Source organism: Blastococcus saxobsidens DD2 (genome assembly GCF_000284015.1).
GTDB lineage: Bacteria > Actinomycetota > Actinomycetes > Mycobacteriales > Geodermatophilaceae > Blastococcus > Blastococcus saxobsidens_A.
Genome location: NC_016943.1, coordinates 739,759 through 757,813 on the forward strand (window position 1 = coordinate 739,759; position 18,055 = coordinate 757,813).

The 18,055-nt window shown below is 71.9% G+C and carries 11 protein-coding genes; 9 read left to right on the forward strand and 2 right to left on the reverse strand.

Annotated elements, in window-relative coordinates; translation table 11 throughout:
* Positions 1-46 precede the first annotated feature (46 nt).
* Positions 47-3,709 (forward strand): PKD domain-containing protein, encoded by a 3,663-nt coding sequence (locus BLASA_RS03505; RefSeq protein WP_014374632.1) that lies wholly within the window; start codon positions 47-49, stop codon positions 3,707-3,709.
* A 382-nt stretch (positions 3,710-4,091) separates the two neighbouring features.
* A complete protein-coding gene (locus BLASA_RS03510) occupies positions 4,092-5,060 on the forward strand; it encodes an oligosaccharide flippase family protein (RefSeq protein WP_231839544.1) in 969 nt (322 codons plus the stop codon).
* Positions 5,061-5,199: 139 nt separating this feature from the next.
* Here the strand turns inward: BLASA_RS03510 and BLASA_RS03515 are convergent, their stop codons facing one another.
* On the reverse strand, positions 5,200-6,576 hold the full coding sequence (locus BLASA_RS03515; RefSeq protein ID WP_014374634.1) for an IS1380 family transposase: 1,377 nt from the start codon (positions 6,574-6,576) through the stop codon (positions 5,200-5,202).
* A 301-nt stretch (positions 6,577-6,877) separates the two neighbouring features.
* Here BLASA_RS03515 and BLASA_RS03520 point away from each other — a divergent pair, with 301 nt between their 5' ends.
* The 3 genes from BLASA_RS03520 (at position 6,878) to BLASA_RS03530 (ending at position 10,373) form a co-directional block, all read left to right on the forward strand.
* Complete coding sequence (locus tag BLASA_RS03520) at positions 6,878-7,648, forward strand: 2OG-Fe(II) oxygenase (protein ID WP_014374636.1); 771 nt, start codon at positions 6,878-6,880, stop codon at positions 7,646-7,648.
* Between the two features lie 180 nt (positions 7,649-7,828).
* A complete protein-coding gene (locus BLASA_RS03525) occupies positions 7,829-8,971 on the forward strand; it encodes a glycosyltransferase family 4 protein (protein ID WP_014374637.1) in 1,143 nt (380 codons plus the stop codon).
* 118 nt (positions 8,972-9,089) lie between these two features.
* The gene (locus BLASA_RS03530; RefSeq protein WP_014374638.1) at positions 9,090-10,373 is read left to right on the forward strand and encodes a hypothetical protein; all 1,284 of its coding nucleotides are present in this window, start codon (positions 9,090-9,092) and stop codon (positions 10,371-10,373) included.
* Here the strand turns inward: BLASA_RS03530 and BLASA_RS23275 are convergent.
* On the reverse strand, positions 10,357-11,598 hold the full coding sequence (locus BLASA_RS23275) for a YveK family protein (protein WP_014374639.1): 1,242 nt from the start codon (positions 11,596-11,598) through the stop codon (positions 10,357-10,359). The genes BLASA_RS03530 and BLASA_RS23275 overlap by 17 nt on opposite strands.
* A gap of 307 nt (positions 11,599-11,905) precedes the next feature.
* On the opposite strand from BLASA_RS23275, the gene BLASA_RS03540 reads away from it, so the two are divergent.
* The 4 genes from BLASA_RS03540 (at position 11,906) to BLASA_RS03555 (ending at position 18,024) form a co-directional block, all read left to right on the forward strand.
* Entirely contained in the window at positions 11,906-12,355 is a 450-nt protein-coding gene (locus BLASA_RS03540) for an adenylyltransferase/cytidyltransferase family protein (protein WP_014374640.1), read from the forward strand.
* A 115-nt stretch (positions 12,356-12,470) separates the two neighbouring features.
* A complete protein-coding gene (mfd, locus tag BLASA_RS03545) occupies positions 12,471-16,028 on the forward strand; it encodes a transcription-repair coupling factor (RefSeq protein ID WP_014374641.1) in 3,558 nt (1,185 codons plus the stop codon).
* A gap of 60 nt (positions 16,029-16,088) precedes the next feature.
* A complete protein-coding gene (locus BLASA_RS03550; protein WP_041775582.1) occupies positions 16,089-17,090 on the forward strand; it encodes a SurA N-terminal domain-containing protein in 1,002 nt (333 codons plus the stop codon).
* 4 nt (positions 17,091-17,094) lie between these two features.
* On the forward strand, positions 17,095-18,024 hold the full coding sequence (locus tag BLASA_RS03555; RefSeq protein WP_014374643.1) for a MazG family protein: 930 nt from the start codon (positions 17,095-17,097) through the stop codon (positions 18,022-18,024).
* Positions 18,025-18,055 lie beyond the last annotated feature (31 nt).

An 18,055-nucleotide genomic window follows, 5' to 3' on the forward strand; every position in this document is an offset into this window, starting at 1 on the left:
CAGCTGGCCTCGGATGGGGCTGGCGATATCGGACACGGGGGAAAGAATGTCTGCACGCTCGGCGGCGCCTCGGGCGCTCGTCGCGGGGCTGGTCGCCCTGCTGATGACGGTAGGTGCGTTCGCTGGGCCGCTCGGGGGGAAGGCGCAGGCCGACTCCGCTCCGCTGGACCCGGCCGATCCGGCCACCCCGACCACGGTGACCGCCGATGCGCTGCCGACGGTGCAGATCAACGGCGTCGTGTGGTCGCAGGTCGTCGTCGGAGACACCGTCTACGCGGCCGGGCAGTTCACCCACGCCCGTCCGGCCGGCGCCCCTGCCGGCAGCCAGGAGACGGCCCGGAACAACCTGCTCGCCTACGACATCCGCACCGGCGAGCTGATCAGCTCCTTCGCACCCGACCTGAACGCGCAGGCGCTCGTGGTGGCCGCCTCGCCGGACGGATCGCGCATCTACGTCGGCGGAGATTTCAGCCAGGCCGACGGCGAGCCGCGGAACCGCATCGCTGCCTACAGCACCTCGACCGGACAGCTGATCCCGGACTTCCGGCCCAACGTCTCCAGCCGGGTCGGCGCCATCGCCACGGCCGGGTCCACGGTCTACATCGGCGGCACCTTCACCGCGGTCGGCTCGGTCAGCCGGCACCGGCTGGCGGCTCTGTCCGCGGCTGACGGTGCTCTTCTCCCGTGGAACCCGATCCCGGGCACCGGGCCGGTCCTCAACCGCGACGGCAACACCGGCACGAGCGATGTCGTCCGGGCGCTCGTGGTGACCGGGGGCGGATCTCAGGTGGTCGCCGGGGGCCACTTCGACACGCTCAACGGGGTGAAGGCCACCGGTGTCGGCGCACTCGATGCGGTCACGGGTGAGACCCGTCCGTTCGCGATCAACCAGCTGATCACCAACCAGGGGACCAACGGTGCCGTGACCGGTCTCTCCACCGACGGTACGAACGTCTACGGCACCGCGTACGACTACTACGGTCCCGGCAACCTGGAAGGCGGCTTCTCGGCGAAGGCCGACGGTGGCGCCGTGAACTGGATCAACGAGTGCCACGGCGACACGTACTCGAGCCACCCCCTCGGCGGGGCGCTGTACGTCGCCGGGCACCCGCACGTCTGCAGCAACATCGGTGGTTACCACGAGCACGAGCCGCGGATCCACCGCTACGCAACGGCGGTGAGCCTGGCGCCGACGGGCACCGTGGGCACCGACACGCTGTGCGGCAGCCGGGTGACCCCTGACGGCACGATCGTGCACAAGAGCGAGAGCAGCTACCCCTGCAGCGGCACGCTGCTCCAGGGCAAGCCCGCTCCGTCGCTGCTGACCTGGTTCCCGACGATGGCGATGGGGTCGTACACGGGTCAGTACCAGTCCGGCTGGAGCGTCGCGGGGAACGAGCAGTACGTCGTGTACGGCGGTGAGTTCCCGCGGGTCAACGGCACCGGGCAGCAGGGCCTCGTCCGTTACGCCCTCCCGACCAGCGCCCCCAACCGGGTGGGTCCGGCCGCCGGCGCCCTGGCGGCGTCGGTCGACTCGCCGCTCGGTGGCATGGTGCGCGTGGGCTGGAGCACCACCAACGACCGGGACAACGAGCACCTGATCTACCGGGTGTACCGGGACGGCGACAACGCGAACCCGGTGCATGAGACGGCGAGGTCGTCCCTCTGGTGGAGCCCGCAGCCGCTCGACTTCGTGGACCTCGGCGTGCCGGCCGGCGCGCACACCTATCGGGTCAGCGCGGTCGACCCCCTGGGCAATCGGGCGAACTCCCCGTGGATGCCGGTCGAGGTGACCGAAGGGGACATCGTCCAGCGGTCCTACAGCGACGCGGTGCGACATGACGGAGCCGCTCACTACTGGCCGCTGGGAGAGAGCTCCGGCGCGACGGCCTACGACTACGCGGCTCGTGGTGACCTGGCGGTGCGAGCGGGGCTCCTCGGTGCGACGCCGGACATGGGCGAGGAGGGTGCCATCGTCGACGACCCGGACACGGCGTTCCGGTTCCGCGGCATGACCTCTGACTCGAACCTGGGCCACCTCTCCACACAGACTGCGGTCGCTGGTCCGCAGACGTTCACCGTCGAGGCCTGGTTCCGGACCACGTCGACCGCCGGCGGCAAGATCATCGGCTTCGGCAGCTCGGCGACGGGGAACAGCGGCAGCTACGACCGGCACGTCTACATGGACACCGCCGGTCAGCTGAACTTCGGGGTCTACCCCGGCGCGCGCCTCGTCGTGACCAGCCCGAGCGCCTACAACGACGGGCAGTGGCACCACGTCGCCGCGTCGCTGAGCCCGGCGGGCATGGCGCTCCACGTCGACGGCGTCCTGGTCGGCTCGCGGACCGACACCACGTCGGCGGCGGCCTACACCGGCTACTGGCGGGTCGGTGGCGACACCAGCTGGTCCGGTGCCGCGTACTTCGACGGCCTGATCGACGAGGTCGCGGTCTACCCGACCGCCCTCACGCCCGACCAGGTGGCCAACCACCACAGCCTCGGCTCGACCGGCACGGCCATCAACCTGGTCCCGACGGCCGACTTCACGGCGGCCACCGAGGACCTGACGGCGGCGCTCGACGCCACCGGATCGATCGATCCCGACGGCAGCATCACGTCGCACGAGTGGGACTTCGGGGACGGATCGATCGGCACAGGTGCCACCGTGGAACACGTCTACGCCGCCGCCGGCACCTACACGGTCACGCTGACGGTGACCGACGACCACGGTGCCACCGCGCAGACCTCGACCCCGGTGACCGTCACCGACCCACCGAACGCCGAGCCGGTGGCGGCGTTCACTGCTGCGGTGGAGGGGCTGTCGGTGTCGCTGGACGGGTCGGGTTCCTCGGACGCCGACGGCAGCATCGCGTCCTATGGCTGGGACTTCGGTGACGGGGCGACCGGTGCCGGGGCGACGGCGAGTCACACCTATGCCGCGGCCGGCACGTACACGGTGACGTTGACGGTGACCGACGGCGAGGGTGCCACGGGTACGGCGACGGAGTCGGTCACGGTGACCGCTGGTGAGGAGCCGGTCGACCCGGTCGAGCCGGTCGATCCGGCTGCGCTGGTGGTGGACACCTTCGACCGCACGGTGACCGGTGGGCTGGGGACCGCGGATGTGGGTGGGGACTGGACGGTGCAGTTCGGTGCCGCCCGGCAGTCGGTGAGTCCGGGTGCGGCGACGGTGAACCTGGCGGCGGCGGGCAACAACACCGGCTCGTTCCTGGGTGGGGTGTCGCACGCGGACGTCGACGTGCGGGCCTCCCTGGTCGTGGACCAGGCGCCCACCGGTGGTGGCACGTTCGTCTACATCGCGGCTCGGCGGGTGAGTGAGACCGAGCTGTACCGGGCGCGGTTGCGGTTCCTGACCGACGGCACGGTGCGGCTGGCTGTGACCCGGCTGTCGGGTTCGTTCAGCGAGACGGTGATCGGTGGGGAGGTGCTGGTTCCGGGGGCGAGCTCGGCGGCGGGGACGGCGCTGAACGTCCGGCTGCAGCTCCAGGGCGCCGGCACCACGGAGCTGGCGGCCACGGTGTGGGCCCAGGGCGCGGCCGAGCCGGCCACGCCGACGCTCACCCGCACCGACAGCACCCCGTCGCTGCAGGCTCCCGGTGGGGTGGGCCTCTCCGCCTACCTCTCCGGCAGCGCGACCTCACCGGTCGCGATCCGCTTCACGGCCTTGAGCGTCCAGGCGATCGGCTGATCGAACTGCCCTCACATGGGGTGACGCTCGGTCCGGCGGGAGCCGGGCCGAGCGTCCCGCCCAGGAGGATGGTCGCGTGACGGGAGGAGTACCGGCGATCCTGCGACGACCGGCCACGGGGGCGATCGCTGGTCAGATAACCCAGGCTCTCGCGGGACTGGTGCTCCAGGTAGCGGCGGCCCGGTCACTGGACGCCGCGGGCTTGGCCACATTCGCGCTCGGCTACGGGCTCCTGGTCATGGCCACGGCCGTCTGTAGTGGACTCGTCGGAGACTCGCTGACCGTCCTCGACCGCCAGCATGCCGGTATCCGAGCCGGTCTGCACGGGTGGACAGCCGTGTTGGCAGGCGTCGCCGCAGTTCTGGGTGCACTCGGGGGGCTCATGACGGGACTCCTGCCGCTGTGGGGCGGAGTGCTGGTCGGGGCGGCCGCCGCGGCGTACATCATCGAGGACACCTTGCGCCGACTGCTCATGGCGACCCACCGCTTCTGGTCGCTGGCTGCCGTCGACGGCACGAGCCTCGTACTGGCCCTCGCCGTCCTGGTGGCCGGGGCGACCCAGGGCGAACTCACTCTCACCACCTTCGTAGTGGCGCTGCTGGTCGGTCAGACCGGTGCCGCCTGGGTCGCCTGGTTCCGATTGTCGACGTCCGAGCGCCCCCGCGGTCCCTGGCGCACCCCGGCGCTGCGGACGGTCCTGGCCTTCGGGATGTGGCGAGCGGCGGCACAGATCATCCGACCAACGCTGCTCACAGCGGTGCGAGTCCTCGTCGTGGCCCTGGTCGGTGCGGCTGCCTTCGGACCGCTCGAGGCGGCGCGCGTGCTCACCGCGCCCACGCTGGTCCTCGTGGCGGGCTTGGGGTCGTTCCTGCTGCCGAGGTTCGTGGCGCTCCGCGCCCGACCCGTGCGGGAGACCCTGCAGTCGGCCGATCGGTACGCCGCTGGGCTGGCCGCAGGCGTCGCGGGTGTCGGCGCGCTGGCGTGCGTGCTGCTGCCGTGGCTCGGCCCCCTCCTGGTCGGCGGGCGGTACGAGGTACCGCTGGCGGCGGTCGCCGGATGGTCGGCCTACGCCGCCGCCGCTGCCGTTCTGCTGCCCTACTCGGCCTTGGCGACCGTTCACCACCGGCACCGCCTGGTGCTCGCCTTCCGCGGGTTGGAGTTCGTGGGCCTGGCAGCGGCCCTGCTCCTCGTCCTGGGTGTCGGCGGCGGTCACATCTGGGCGCCCGCGGCGCTCGCGATCGGACCTCTGCTGGCTGCGCTGGCCGTCCGCCGCGTGGTGCTCCTGCCGCTCACCCGCGTCCCGACTGCTGCGACCGTGGCCGCCGGCGGCGTGCGGGTCGGGTCTTCCTGAACCTCGATCCGCCGCGTCGATAGTTCGTGCTTCTGATTCCGTTCGGTGATCTGGCTTCGGGATGATGGCCGTGCGAGAGCTGCCGGTCTTTCCGGCCTTTCCACTTCGGTCGTTTCTCGCGCCGCGTGCGGCTGGGTGGTCAGGCCACCGCCGCTGGTGGACCGCAGGTGCTGGTGAACAGCTCGGTCCAGGCGCTTTCCCAGGGCCAGTCGCGCGGTAGATGCATCCGGATTCGTCGGGCGGAGCGGGCCAGCCGGGCGGGCACGGCGATCAGTTGAGCGCGGATGGTGGCGGTTCTCGCCTTGGCGTGGAACGTCGATGCCAGGACGCCGGCGGCGCGGGTGAGGTTGAAGGCGATCGCAGCCAGCACGGTCCAGGCGCCGTTGGCCGAGAACTCCCCCGAGGGCATGTGCGCCAACGGCCCGCTCTTCACATCGGCGATGACCTGCTCGACGATCGCGTGGTCGCGGTGGCCGGCCTCGGCGTCGAGCATCGGCAGCGGAGAGTCGGTGAACACCGCGTGGTGGCGGTAGGCGGCGAACAGCTCACTCTGCCCGGCCGGCACCGACTGCGGATTCAGCCGCTTGACCCGGCGCACGATCAGGCGGGCACTGATGTGCTCGGCCTTGCGGCGGGAGGTGAAGGCTGTGAACGCGATCTCGGCGACCTCGGCATCGGAGATCCAGCGGCCCTCGTCGTCATCCCAGATGGCGTTCGGGTACTTGATCGCCACCCAATCGGCTTCGCCGATCGAGGCGATCGCCTTGCGCACCGCCGGATCCATCCGGGCGGTGACCGAGAAGTGCGCCCCGCCCCGGCGAGCCGCCGCGACGACGTCGTGGTTGTAGAAGGCGCTGTCGCAGCGCACGGTCACCCGCCCGGATGCGCCGGCCTTGCCGGCGGTGGCCAGCGCGTCGGTGATCAGCCGGGATGCGCCCCGGGCGGAGTTGGTCGCTCCCTTGCGCAGCCGGGTGCCGGCGATCACCGGCGCGGCGATCGGCGTGGAGATGATCGCCAGCAGCGCGTTGAGGCCCTTCACCTTGGAGTAGCCGTAGCCCACGCCCTGCTTGGCGTAGCCGTGGGTCTCCCGCATGGTGTCGTCGATGTCGAGGTAGGCGACCTGGTCGGCGCCGGCCAACAGCGGCGTTCGCTTCGCCAGCGCGATCAGCAACCGGGAAGCGATCGCGTCCAGCTGGCGGACGTGGCCGAAGGTGAATCCGCGCAGGCACGTGCCCAACGTCGTCGGGGCCCGGACCTCGGTGAACAACCGACCCATGCCGCCGTGGCGCAGCAGGTCCATGTCGGTGATGCTGTCGGCACCGGCGACCATCCCGGCGACCAGCGACGGAATCTTCACCACCAGGTTCGCTCCAGCCGACCCCGGCACCGTCAGGTGCTCGGCGACCAGATCGTGCAGCCCGGCCCGCTCGGCCAACGCCAGCACCGGGGCCAGACCCGCCGCGGACACGAGATTGGGATCGTCGAAAACCGCCGAGACGCTGTGCGAGACTCGCATTTACCGGATGCCCCCGCTGCTCAGTCAGATGGAACCGTCGCAAGTCCCATCATCGCTGGTCACGGGGGCATTCGTCTGTCACGACCTACCGGCGATCCCCAACCGGCCAGCGGATCGAGGCTGAAGGATGGGAAAGCTCCGTGATACGACTCGCGGGGACGACGTTCCCGGCTCCCCCCAATGGGTCATTCCGTCTGGTTCTCGGAAAGTTGGCGAAGCTACTCTGCAATTCTTGCGAGGGGCGCGTCACAACTGACGGGTAATGTGCCCGCCGAGCAGGCGCAGATCAGGGAGAATCAGCATGTTCAACACATGGATCGACCAGGCGGAGCGGCTGAAGGTCGAGTTCCAGAATGCCCGGCCATTTCCGCTTCTGGTCATCGATGACTTCCTCGACGCCGCCACCGCGGAGAAGCTGCTCGAGGAGTTCCCGGCGCCGGACGCCATGCCCAAGTCCCGCGACTACGTCTTCGGCGACAAGCACGAGCTGTCGAGCGTCGCCGAGCAGGGCCCGACCAGCAAGGCGTTCTATGACTCACTGATGAGCGAGCAGTTCCGGCAGTTCATCAGCACGATCTCCGACAAGGAACTCTTTGTCGACCCGGTCTTCCACGGCGGCGGCTTCCACCAGAGCGGGGACGGCGGCTTCCTCGACACGCACGTCGACTTCAACATGCACCCGCTGCACTCGGACTGGAAGCGCACCCTCAACGTCCTGCTCTACCTCAACAAGGACTGGCAGTCCGCCTACGACGGCCGCCTGTTGATCAAGTCCCGCCCCGACGAGGAGCCGCGTGCGATCGAGCCGCTGTTCAACCGCGGACTGATCATGGTGACCGACGACCGCACTTACCACGGTTTCAAGAAGATGAGCCTGCCCCCCGGCGTGACCCGGAAGTCCATCGCGACCTACGCATACGAGAAGGTGCCCGAGGGCAGCATGGTCGCCCGCACCACCGGGTGGTCTCCTGAGGCGGCCGGCCCGCTGAAGAGGGCGTTCGCACGCCACTACGACACTGCGGTCCGCGTCAAGACGAAGCTGTTCGGCAGCGCCACGGCCAACAACCGCTGACCGACTGCGGCTGCCCGGGCGGACGCACCGCGTCGACGGCCCGGGCAGCCGCCGTCCGGCCGCGCATCTCGGCATCCCACGGCGCCACAGCGTGCGCCCTCCCCGGTCGGCCTTCCCCGGTTGGGCCCACCGCGTCGGCGTCACGCAATCGACCGCCGAGAAACGGAAAAGAGGCTTGCTGTGGACTTCCACGGCCGGAAGGCGGTCATCGCCGCGCACCCTCACGTCGATCTGTACGGCAGCGACGTGATGTTCCTCGAGAGCGTCACCGCGATGGCGCCCGACGTGGTCACCATTCTGCCGAATGACGGTCAACTGGCCGAGGCTCTGCGGCTCCGGGGTATCGACGTCCAGATCAAGGACTTTCCTGTCCTGCGCAAGGTCGAATTACGCACCCCGTGGCACGCCGCCATCTTCGTCGTGCGATTCCTCCGGTCGGTGGTCGCTCTGACGGCCTGGCTCCGCGCGCGGGGGGCCGCCGTCGTCTACGTGAGCACGATTGCGGCACCTGAATGGCTTCTCGCCGGTCGATTCAGCGGGGCTCGCGTCGTGTGTCATCTCCACGAGAGCGAGCCGCAGATGTCGCGCCTGGCGAGCGCACTCCTCCTGTCACCGCTCCTCGCGGCTGATCTGGTCATCGCCAACAGCAAGGATTCCTTGGCGTGGATCCGGTCCTCGCTCGGCGTGCGGGCGGCCCGCCGCAGTCGGGTGATCCACAACGGCGTGCGTGAGCCGGCGGCTCCAGCCGTCGCCGACGTCCCCGACGTCCCGCCCGGAGCCAGGAGCGTCGTCGTCGTCGGCAGGCTGGCCGCGCGCAAGGGCCAGGACACCGCCATCGTCGCGACGGCGCTGGTCCGGCAGGCGGGCTTCGACGTGCGGCTCACCCTCGTCGGTGACAGCTACCCGGGCTACGAGGGTTACGTGAACGGCTTGCACGAACTGGCGGCCCGCGAAGGAATCCGAGAGGTGACGGACTTCGCCGGCTTCCAGGACCCCTCGCCTCATGTCGCCGCGGCGGACGTCGTGCTGGTGCCCTCACGGGTCGAGCCCTTCGGGCTGGTGGCGGTGGAAGCCCTTCTCCTCGGTCGGCCGGTCATCGCCTCGAGGGTCGGGGGTCTTCCGGAGGTCATCGAGGACCGCCGCACCGGGCTCCTGGTCGATCCGGGGGACCCGCGGATGCTGGCCGACGCGATCATCCGCCTGCTCTCCGACTCCGAGCTCGCCGCTGCCCTCGGCCGGGCGGGCCAGGTGGAGGCGCGAGCACGCTTCTCCATGGCGACGTACTCAGCGGCCCTCTCCGAGGCTGTTCTCCCAGGCAGCTGAACGGAGCCGCCCGGCACCACGGGGCGGATGCAGCCTGCCCGTGATTCCGGTGTCGAGCACCTACGATCCCCTCCGGCGCGGTCCTGCGCCGACGACCGGCCAGGCAGGAGGCGCACACGTGCCCGTGGCGACCGCGCGGATCGGCCTCGCCTGCCTGCTCATGGTGGCCAGCACGGTCGTCTGGCGCCGAGGTGAGGTGTTCGCCGGCTCGGTGGACCCGGTCGTCCTCGGCAAGGCGTTGTGCGCTCTCCTGGCGCTGGTGCTCGCCTTCATCGCGGCCCAGACGGCCGGCGCCGACCGGCAACGGCTGGGCACCGGCACGCTGTGGCTCCTCGGCATCGTGCTCGTGGGGTCGGTCCTGGGCGCTCTTGAGCACGGGACCCTCGTCGCCAGTGCAGTTGCCGCGGCGCGGGTCGCCGTCCTCGGTGCCACGGTCTTCTTCCTGTCACGCGCCGCCCCGGCTCTCCAGGTCCTGCGTGCCGCGGTGGCGTCGTGCGGACTGGTGGCGGCGTTCGCCGCGGCGACAGGCATCCCCAGCCTCCTCGGTGGGCGGTTCTTCGGCGGGATCCCCCCACTGCACCCGAACGGCCTGGCGCTGCTCGCCGGCGTCGTCGTGCTCTGGGCGGCCTGGCGAACCGTCCTGGGGGAGGCGCGGTGGCGCCACGCGCTGCTGGGTGGCGGCTACCTGGCAGTCGTCTGGTTGACCGGCTCGCGGACCGGCCTGCTCATGCTCGCCCTGGCCCTCGTAGTCATGGCGCTGCATCTACGGCGCCCCCGCGTCGGGCTCGTGGTGGGTGGCCTGGTCGCGGTGGCGGTCGGCTCGGTGGTGGTGGTCGCCACCGGCGCCGTCGGTGGCTTCGTGGAGCGGGACGGAGTGGGTACGAGCACCCTGGAGTCCCGCTTCATCGCCTGGTCGGCGGCACAGTCGTGGGCCGAGTCGTGGTGGCAGTGGGTCTTCGGCGGAGGGCTGTCGGTCAAGTACATCCCCGTCGAGGGCCAGTGGTGGGACGAGCAGCTGCTGGACAGCTCGTGGGTGTCCGCCCTGGTGCAGGCAGGGCTCCTCGGTCTGGCCACTGCCGGCACATGGGCCATGTGGACTGGGCTCGGCGCTCTCCGGGCGCCTCGACCGCACCGGGTGCTGTGCCTGGGTCTGCTGACCTTCCTGCTGGGCCGCAGTCTCCTGGAGAGCGGCCTCTTCGACGCGACTCCTGAGTTCCTGCTCTTCATCGCGGTCTCCTTGCTCGTCGAACGCGGATCACGCGCCGATCTGCAGGAGGACCTGGTTGCCGGCCCGGTCGAGTCGGACCGCCGTGCCCGGTCGGTCGGTCGAGCGGCGGAGCGCAGCGCACCCAGAGCGGGGTCCGTGGTCGGGTCCGCGGGATCCGTCAGCGGCGCTGACTGAGGTCTGCGTCCGGTGCGGCAACCGGCTTCCCGGACGGGTGTCGCAGGACCGGGTCGCTGCTCGCCACGGTCGTGGGCGGCTGGACGGCGAGCCCGGTGCGGTCGACTGCGCCGCGGGTTTCTCGTGGAGCCGCGGAGCTCGAGCTCCGGACAGGCGGACGCCACGTACGGAGCAGTACCAGCGCGACAGTTTCGAACTGCACCGCAGACGTCATGTCCCGCAGCTCGCGCAGCTGCTCGGCGGTCACGCGACCGGCCTCGGCCACGAGGAGGAGGCCGTCGTGGCCGGCCGCCAACCGGCGCCAGTCCCGGAGGGCGTCGGCGGGAGCGGCCACTTCCAGCCGGACGAGCTCGCCGTGGCCGGCGCCCTTCGGCTGACCCGCGAGGACGGCCGGGACGCCACGGGCGGACAGCTCCGTGGCGACGAGGGCGAGCACTCGGGTCAGGGCGGCCTCCTTACCGCTGGCGGGGGACACGGCCAGCAGGCGCACCGGACGTTCGTGTGCGAGTGCTTCGAGCTGCCGGATCAGTCCGGACACGGCGTTGTCCGCAGTGGCGGCGCGGCCCACGCGTGGCGCGTGGATGACGAGTTCTGCGCCGGCATCGCCCCAGGCCGCACGCACGTCCTCATCGGTGTACACGGCATCGCTCATCCGGCTGCGCACGATGGCGAGAGCCAGCCCGAGAGAGAGGCCGACCACGAACCCGAGCGTGAGCAGGAGGCCCGTATCCGGTGACACGGGGTCCGCCGGAACCGCCGCGGGGTCGGTCACCGTCAGGGTCACCGGTGAAGAACCGGCGGTCGACGTCTCGAGTTCCTCCATCACCTCGCCGAATTCGATGGCCACGGCGTTCGCGACCTCGGTGGCCCACTCCGGCGAGGCGGAGGTGACCGAGATGGTGATCCGGGACGTGTCCACCGGGTTGACGGCCGTGACGGCGTCGCGGAGCCGGCTGAAGGAGATGTCCAGCTCGAGCTCGTCGATGACGGGCTCGAGCACGGTGAGGCTGCGCGCGATCTCCGGATAGCTGCGGACCCGCTGATTGACGAACTGTGAGCCGCTGGTGCCCTCGATGGAGCTGGCCACGAAGACTCCGGCGGTAGCGCGGTAGACCCGAGGCGAGACCTGGATGACGAGGACGGCGAGGAGCAGACCGACGATGGTCATGGCTACCCACGTCCGCCAGTACCGGTGGAGTGCCGCCAGATAGTCACGCAATTCCATCGTTCCGCCCTGCCCTCGTTCGCCTCAGCCGCCGACGCGGCACATGCCGCACGGGCGCCCCGCCCGCGGGGGCTGTGGGAAGGCTAGGACCGCGAGACGTCGACCACTCGGCGAGCGGGGGGAGGCCTCACTCCATCGAGCGGGGCCTGGGGGACGGGAATCACGACCGTCAATCCGATCGGGTGAAGTAGGCGCAACCCATCACGCTGGGTCACCGAATCCGACTACGGTGCGTCACAGGCCATCGAACACGTGGCCGGGCGACGGTGCCCCGACGGGCGCCGGATCGGACGGGGGAAGAATCGGCATGACCGTGATCGGATATGCGCCAGGCGCATACGACCTGTTCCACGTCGGGCACCTGAACATCCTCCGGCACGCCTCGGAGAGCTGCGACCGCCTGATTGCCGGAGTCGTCTCCGACGAGATGCTGCTGCTGACCAAGGGCCGAGCCCCGGTCGTCCCGCTCGCGGAGCGGATGGAGATCGTCCGCAGCCTCCGCTTCGTCGACGACGTGCACGCGGAGGTCCTCCCGGACAAGATCGACACCTGGCGGGACGTCCGGTTCGACGTGATCTTCAAGGGCGACGACTGGCGGGGCACGCCGAAGGGCGACCGCCTGGAGCGCGATTTCGCCGAGGTCGGCGTCGAGGTGCGGTACTTCCCGTACACGATGCACACCTCGAGCACGGCCCTGCGCAGGGCGCTGGCCGCCATCGAGGCGCAGGAGCCCGCGGCCCGAGCTCTCATCTCCTGACCGGAGCCGGACGGCGGGCGGCAGCACCGGAAGCGGCCATCTAACCTGGGAGATCGGCACCGCCGCGACCGGCGGCGCGTGTGCCGCCGACAGATCTCCAGGAGTGGGAAACCCCGTGACCTTGCGCGGCGTGCTCGACGTCGTCCTCACCGACCCCGGCATGGCCCGCGTGGTCGCCTCGGCCGGGCGCGCGTCGCTCGCCGTCACCGCTCCGCCGCCGGTCCAGCCCCTCGTCGCCGCCGCGCTGGCCGCGCGGCAGCCGGGGGCGGGCGTGCCGGTCCTCGTCGTCACTGCCGGCGAGCGGGACGCCGACGCGACCGCGGACCTGCTCCGCTGCTTCGTGCCGGACCGGCGGGTCGAGGTCTTCCCGGCCTGGGAGACGCTGCCCCACGAGCGCATGAGCCCCCGGGCGGACACCGTCGGGCGCCGGCTGGCGGTGCTGCGCGACCTCACCCACCCCGGCGCGAACGGCACGATCGACGTCCTGGTCGCTCCGGTCCGGAGCGTGCTGCAGCCGCTGGCCCCTGGGCTCGGCGACCTGGTGCCGGTGGAACTGGAGCCGGGGGACTCCGCGGAACTGGACGGCGTCGCCCAGGCACTGTCCGACGCCGCCTACACCCGGGTGGAGCTGGTCGAGAAGCGCGGCGAGTTCGCCGTCCGCGGTGGGCTGCTCGACGTCTTCCCGCCCACCGAGCCGCACCCGGTGCGGGTGGAGTTCTGGGGTGACGAGGTCGACGAGCTCCGCTACTTCTCCGCCGCCGACCAGCGCTCGCTCGACGAGCGCCCCGACCGGCTGTGGGCACCGCCCTGCCGCGAGCTGCTGCTCACCGACGAGGTGCGGGCCCGTGCGGCGGCGCTGGCGGTCGAGCACCCCGGCCTGATCGAGGTCCTGGGCAAGCTCGCCGAGGGCATCGCCGTCGAGGGCATGGAGTCGCTGACCCCCGCCCTGATCGGCGACGAGGCCATGCAGCTGCTCACCGACCTCGTGCCGGCGGGCACGCACGTCCTGGTCTCCGACCCCGAGCGGGTGCGCAGCCGGGCGGCGGACCTGGTGCGCACCGCCGACGAGTTCCTCGCCGCCTCGTGGGCGACCGCCGCGGAGGCGGGAGAGGCGCCGCTGGACCTCGGTGCGTCCGCCTTCCGCGACCTCGCCGACGTCGAGGCCGGCGCGCGCACCCGCGGGCTGCCGTGGTGGACCACCGGGGTGTTCGCGCTCGGGGGTGGGCTGGGGGACGAGGGCACGGCCGACGAGGGCCAGGTGACCCTCGACGCGACTCCGGTCGAGCGGTTCCACGGCGACCAGGGCGCCGCCGTGGAGCGGATGCGCGGCTGGCACCGCGACGGCTGGCGGGTCGTCGTCACCTTCGCCGGCCCCGGCCCCGCCCAGCGGGCCGCCGACCAGCTCACCGAGACCGAGCTCGGCGTCCGGCTGGTGCCCGACGTCGCCACCGCCCCGGACGCCGGGCTGACCCACGTCACCCAAGGCAACCTCGAGGCGGGGTTCGCCTTCCCCGGTGTCGGCCTGGCGCTGGTCACCGAGCACGACCTGACCGGTCAGCGCGGCACGACGATGCGCGACGCGGTGAAGATGCCCGCGCGGCGGCGCAACGCCGTCGACCTGGTGCAGCTGCAGCCGGGTGACCTCGTGGTCCACGAGCAGCACGGCGTCGGCCGCTACATCGAGATGATCAGCCGCACGGTCAACGGCGGTCAGCGCGACTACCTGATCGTCGAGTACGCCCCGTCGCGGCGGAACCAGCCGCCGGACCGGCTGTTCGTGCCGACCGACGCGCTGGACCAGCTCACCCGCTACGTCGGCGGCGAGGCCCCCGCGCTGTCCAAGCTCGGTGGCGCCGACTGGCAGAAGACCAAGAGCTCGGCCCGCAAGGCGGTCAAGCAGATCGCCGGCGAGCTCATCCGGCTGTACTCCGCGCGCATGGCCACCCAGGGGCACGCCTTCGGGCCCGACACCGTCTGGCAGCGGGAGCTGGAGGACGCCTTCCCGTTCCAGGAGACGCCCGACCAGCTGGCCGCGATCGACGAGGTCAAGGCAGACATGCAGCAGACGGTGCCGATGGACCGGATCATCTGCGGCGACGTCGGCTACGGGAAGACCGAGATCGCGATCCGGGCCGCCTTCAAGGCGGTGCAGGACGGCAAGCAGGTCGCCGTCCTGGTGCCGACGACGCTGCTGGCCAACCAGCACGTCAAGACCTTCTCCGAGCGGGTCGCGCAGTTCCCGGTGACGGTGAAGGTGCTCTCCCGGTTCCAGTCGGACAAGGAGACCACCGAGATCCTCCGGCAGCTCGCCGCCGGCGAGATCGACATCCTGGTCGGCACGCACCGGCTGCTGCAGCCGACCACCCGGTGGAAGGACCTCGGGCTGGTCATCGTCGACGAGGAGCAGCGCTTCGGCGTCGAGCACAAGGAGTACCTGAAGACGATGCGGACGGCGGTCGACGTCCTGTCGATGTCGGCCACCCCCATCCCGCGCACCCTGGAGATGAGCCTCACCGGCATCCGCGAGATGTCGACGATCCTCACCCCGCCCGAGGAGCGGCACCCCGTGCTCACCTACGTGGGCGCCTGGAGCGACAAGCAGATGGCCGCCGCGATCCGCCGCGAGCTGCTGCGCGACGGCCAGGTCTTCGTCATCCACAACCGGGTGCAGTCGATCGACAAGGCAGCGGCGAAGATCCGCTCCCTGGTGCCCGAGGCCCGGATCGCCGTCGGGCACGGGCAGATGAAGGAGCACGAGCTCGAGCGGATCATGGTCGGCTTCTGGGAGAAGGAGTACGACGTCCTGGTCGCGACGACGATCGTCGAGTCGGGCCTGGACATCCCGAACGCCAACACGCTGATCGTCGACCGCGCCGACACCTTCGGGCTCTCCCAGCTGCACCAGATCCGCGGCCGGGTCGGCCGGGGCCGGGAGCGGGCCTACGCCTACTTCACCTACGACCCCACCCGCACGCTCACCGAGACCTCGGTCGACCGGCTGACCACCATCGCCAACAACACCGACCTCGGCGCCGGCATGGCGGTGGCGATGAAGGACCTGGAGATCCGCGGCTCGGGCAACCTGCTCGGCGGCGAGCAGTCCGGGCACATCGCCGGTGTCGGCTTCGACCTCTACGTGCGGCTGGTCGGCGAGGCCGTGGCCGACTACCGGGCGCAGGTCACCGGCGAGGAGGCGCCCGCCGAGCCGGTGGAGGTCCGCGTCGACCTGCCGGTGGACGCGCACCTGCCGCACGACTACGTGCCCGGCGAGCGGCTGCGCATGGAGGCTTACCGCAAGGTGGCCTCGATCCAGGACGACGAGCAGGCGCAGGCGGTGCTCGACGAGCTCACCGACCGGTACGGCGCCCCGCCGGCGCCGGTGCTCAACCTGCTGGCCGTGGCCCGGTTCCGGGTCGCGATGCGGGCGCTCGGCGTCACCGAGGTGTCGCTGCAGGGCCGCACCATCCGGATCGGCCCGGTCGACCTGCCGGAGTCCAAGCAGATGCGGCTCGCCCGGCTGGCCGACGGCGCGTCCTACAAGGCCGCCGTGCGGACCATCTCGCTCAAGGTGCCGGTGGGCCCCGACCGCCGCACCCCGCTGCGCGACGTCGCCCTGCTGGAGAACCTGCACTCGGTGCTGCGCGCGGTGCTCGACCAGCCGGTCGCTGCGTAGCGGGCACCGCCCGGGGCGGCGTGCGGCGCCCGTCACAGCAGGTGTGGGAGTCTGCCGGGCGTGCTGATCCGTCGCGCTGCCCGCTCGTGTGCCGCCGTGTTCCTGGTCGCCGTCGCGTTGGCCGGGTGCCGCTCGGCACCTGACGTCGCCGCCTACGTGGGCGAGGAGCAGATCAGCGTCGACGAGTTGCAGGCCGAGATCGACGAGCGGCTGGCCGACGAGCTCGTCGCGGCGTCGGCCGAGGGCCGGGAGGACGAGTTCACCCGCGCGGTGCTGGGGCTGCTGCTGGAGGGCGCGGTCCACGACGCCGCGGCGGAGCGCTACGGGGTGCGGGTCACCGACCGCGAGGTGAACCGCCGGATCGAGGAGCTGCTGGGCAGCGACGACCCCGAGGCCGTCTACGACCGGCTCGCGCAGCAGGGGGTCAGCCGCGCGGACGTCCGGGAGAACGTGCGCCAGCAGCTGGTGCGGCGGGAGATCGCCGAGGCCGAGGGCCGCGCGGAGGGGCTGGACACCGCGGCGCTGCGGGCCCGCTACGAGGAGGTCCGCGAGGAGCTGGCGCAGGTGGAGTTCGGCTACATCACCGTGTCCGACCAGGTGGCGGCCGACGCTCTGGTCGAGCAGCTCACCGCGGACCCGGCCGCCTACGCCGAGCTGGCCGCCGGGTTCCCGGGGCAGTACACGCTGCCCGCGCTGGAGCGGCGGGCGGCCGCGGAGCTGCCCTCGGCGCTGGCCGAGCCGCTCACCGCGGCCGCCCCGGGCACCGCCGTCGCCGTCCCCGTGCCCGAGGTGGGTGGCGTCGTCGTCGGGTTCCGGGCGGGCACGGTCTACCCCTCCTTCGAGGAGCTCCGGCCGCAGCTCGAGAGCGAGGCCCTCGAGGCGGTCGAGGCGGAGGTGCAGCCGCTGCTGGCCGAGGTGCGGACCGATCTCGGCATCACCGTCAACCCGCGGTACGGCGTCCTGGAGGAGGGCCGGCTGCTGCCGCCCGGGAACGGTGGTGTCGTGCGGATCCTGGAGGAGTCGGCCGCCGCGTCGCTGCCCGGCGTTCCTTCGGCAGACTGACCGGGTGCCCGTCGCCCGCGCCGTCACCGTCAGCCCCCGTCTCCCCGGCCTGCTGAGCCCGGCCGGTTGGCGGGCGGTCTCCGCCGGCGGAGCGCTCGCCGCGCTGCCGGGGGCCGGCGGCACGGCCGCGGCGCTGCGTGCCGAGGGCTTCGCCGTCACCGACGTCCCCGACGCGGCCGCCGCCGGCGCCCTGCCCGGCGACGTCGTGCTGCTCACCCCCGCCTCGGAGCCGGTCCCGGGGGTGGAGACGGTCGACGGGGCCCCCGAGCCGGCCGGGGCCCGGCTGCTCGACGTCGTGGCAGTGACGGACCGGCTGCGCTCGCCCGGCGGCTGCCCCTGGGACGCCGAGCAGACGCACGCCTCGCTGCGCGGCTACCTGCTGGAGGAGGCGCACGAGGCCTACGACGCGATCGTCGACGAGGACCCGACCGCCATGCGCGAGGAGTTGGGCGACGTGCTCCTGCAGGTGGTCTTCCACGCCCGGGTCGCGGCCGAGGCGGGGGCGCCGCGCCGGTTCGACGTGGACGGCGTGGCCGGTGACCTGGTGGACAAGCTGGTCCGCCGGCACCCGCACGTGTTCGGCGACGCGGGTGACGCGGGGCCACGCCCGGACATAGCCCAGGTGGAGGCCGGCTGGGAGGCGATCAAGCAGGCCGAGAAGCAGCGCCGCTCGCCGACCGAGGGGGTCTCCCGCTCGCAGCCGGCGGCCTCGTGGGGCGCGGCGCTGGTCCGCCGGGCCGGCCGGGCCGGACTGCCCACCCCAGCGGCGGCCGAGCTGTCCGCGCAGAGCCCGGAGGAACTGGGCGAGCGGCTGCTCGCGGTCGTGGCGGCGGCCGAGGCCCGGGGCTGGGACGCCGAGGACGCGCTGCGCGAGGCGGTCCGCCGGTACGCCGGCGAGCTGGACGCCGAGGCGGCCGACCGCGCCCGGCGCTGACCGTGCCGGTGCACGGACACCGCAGGCCCTA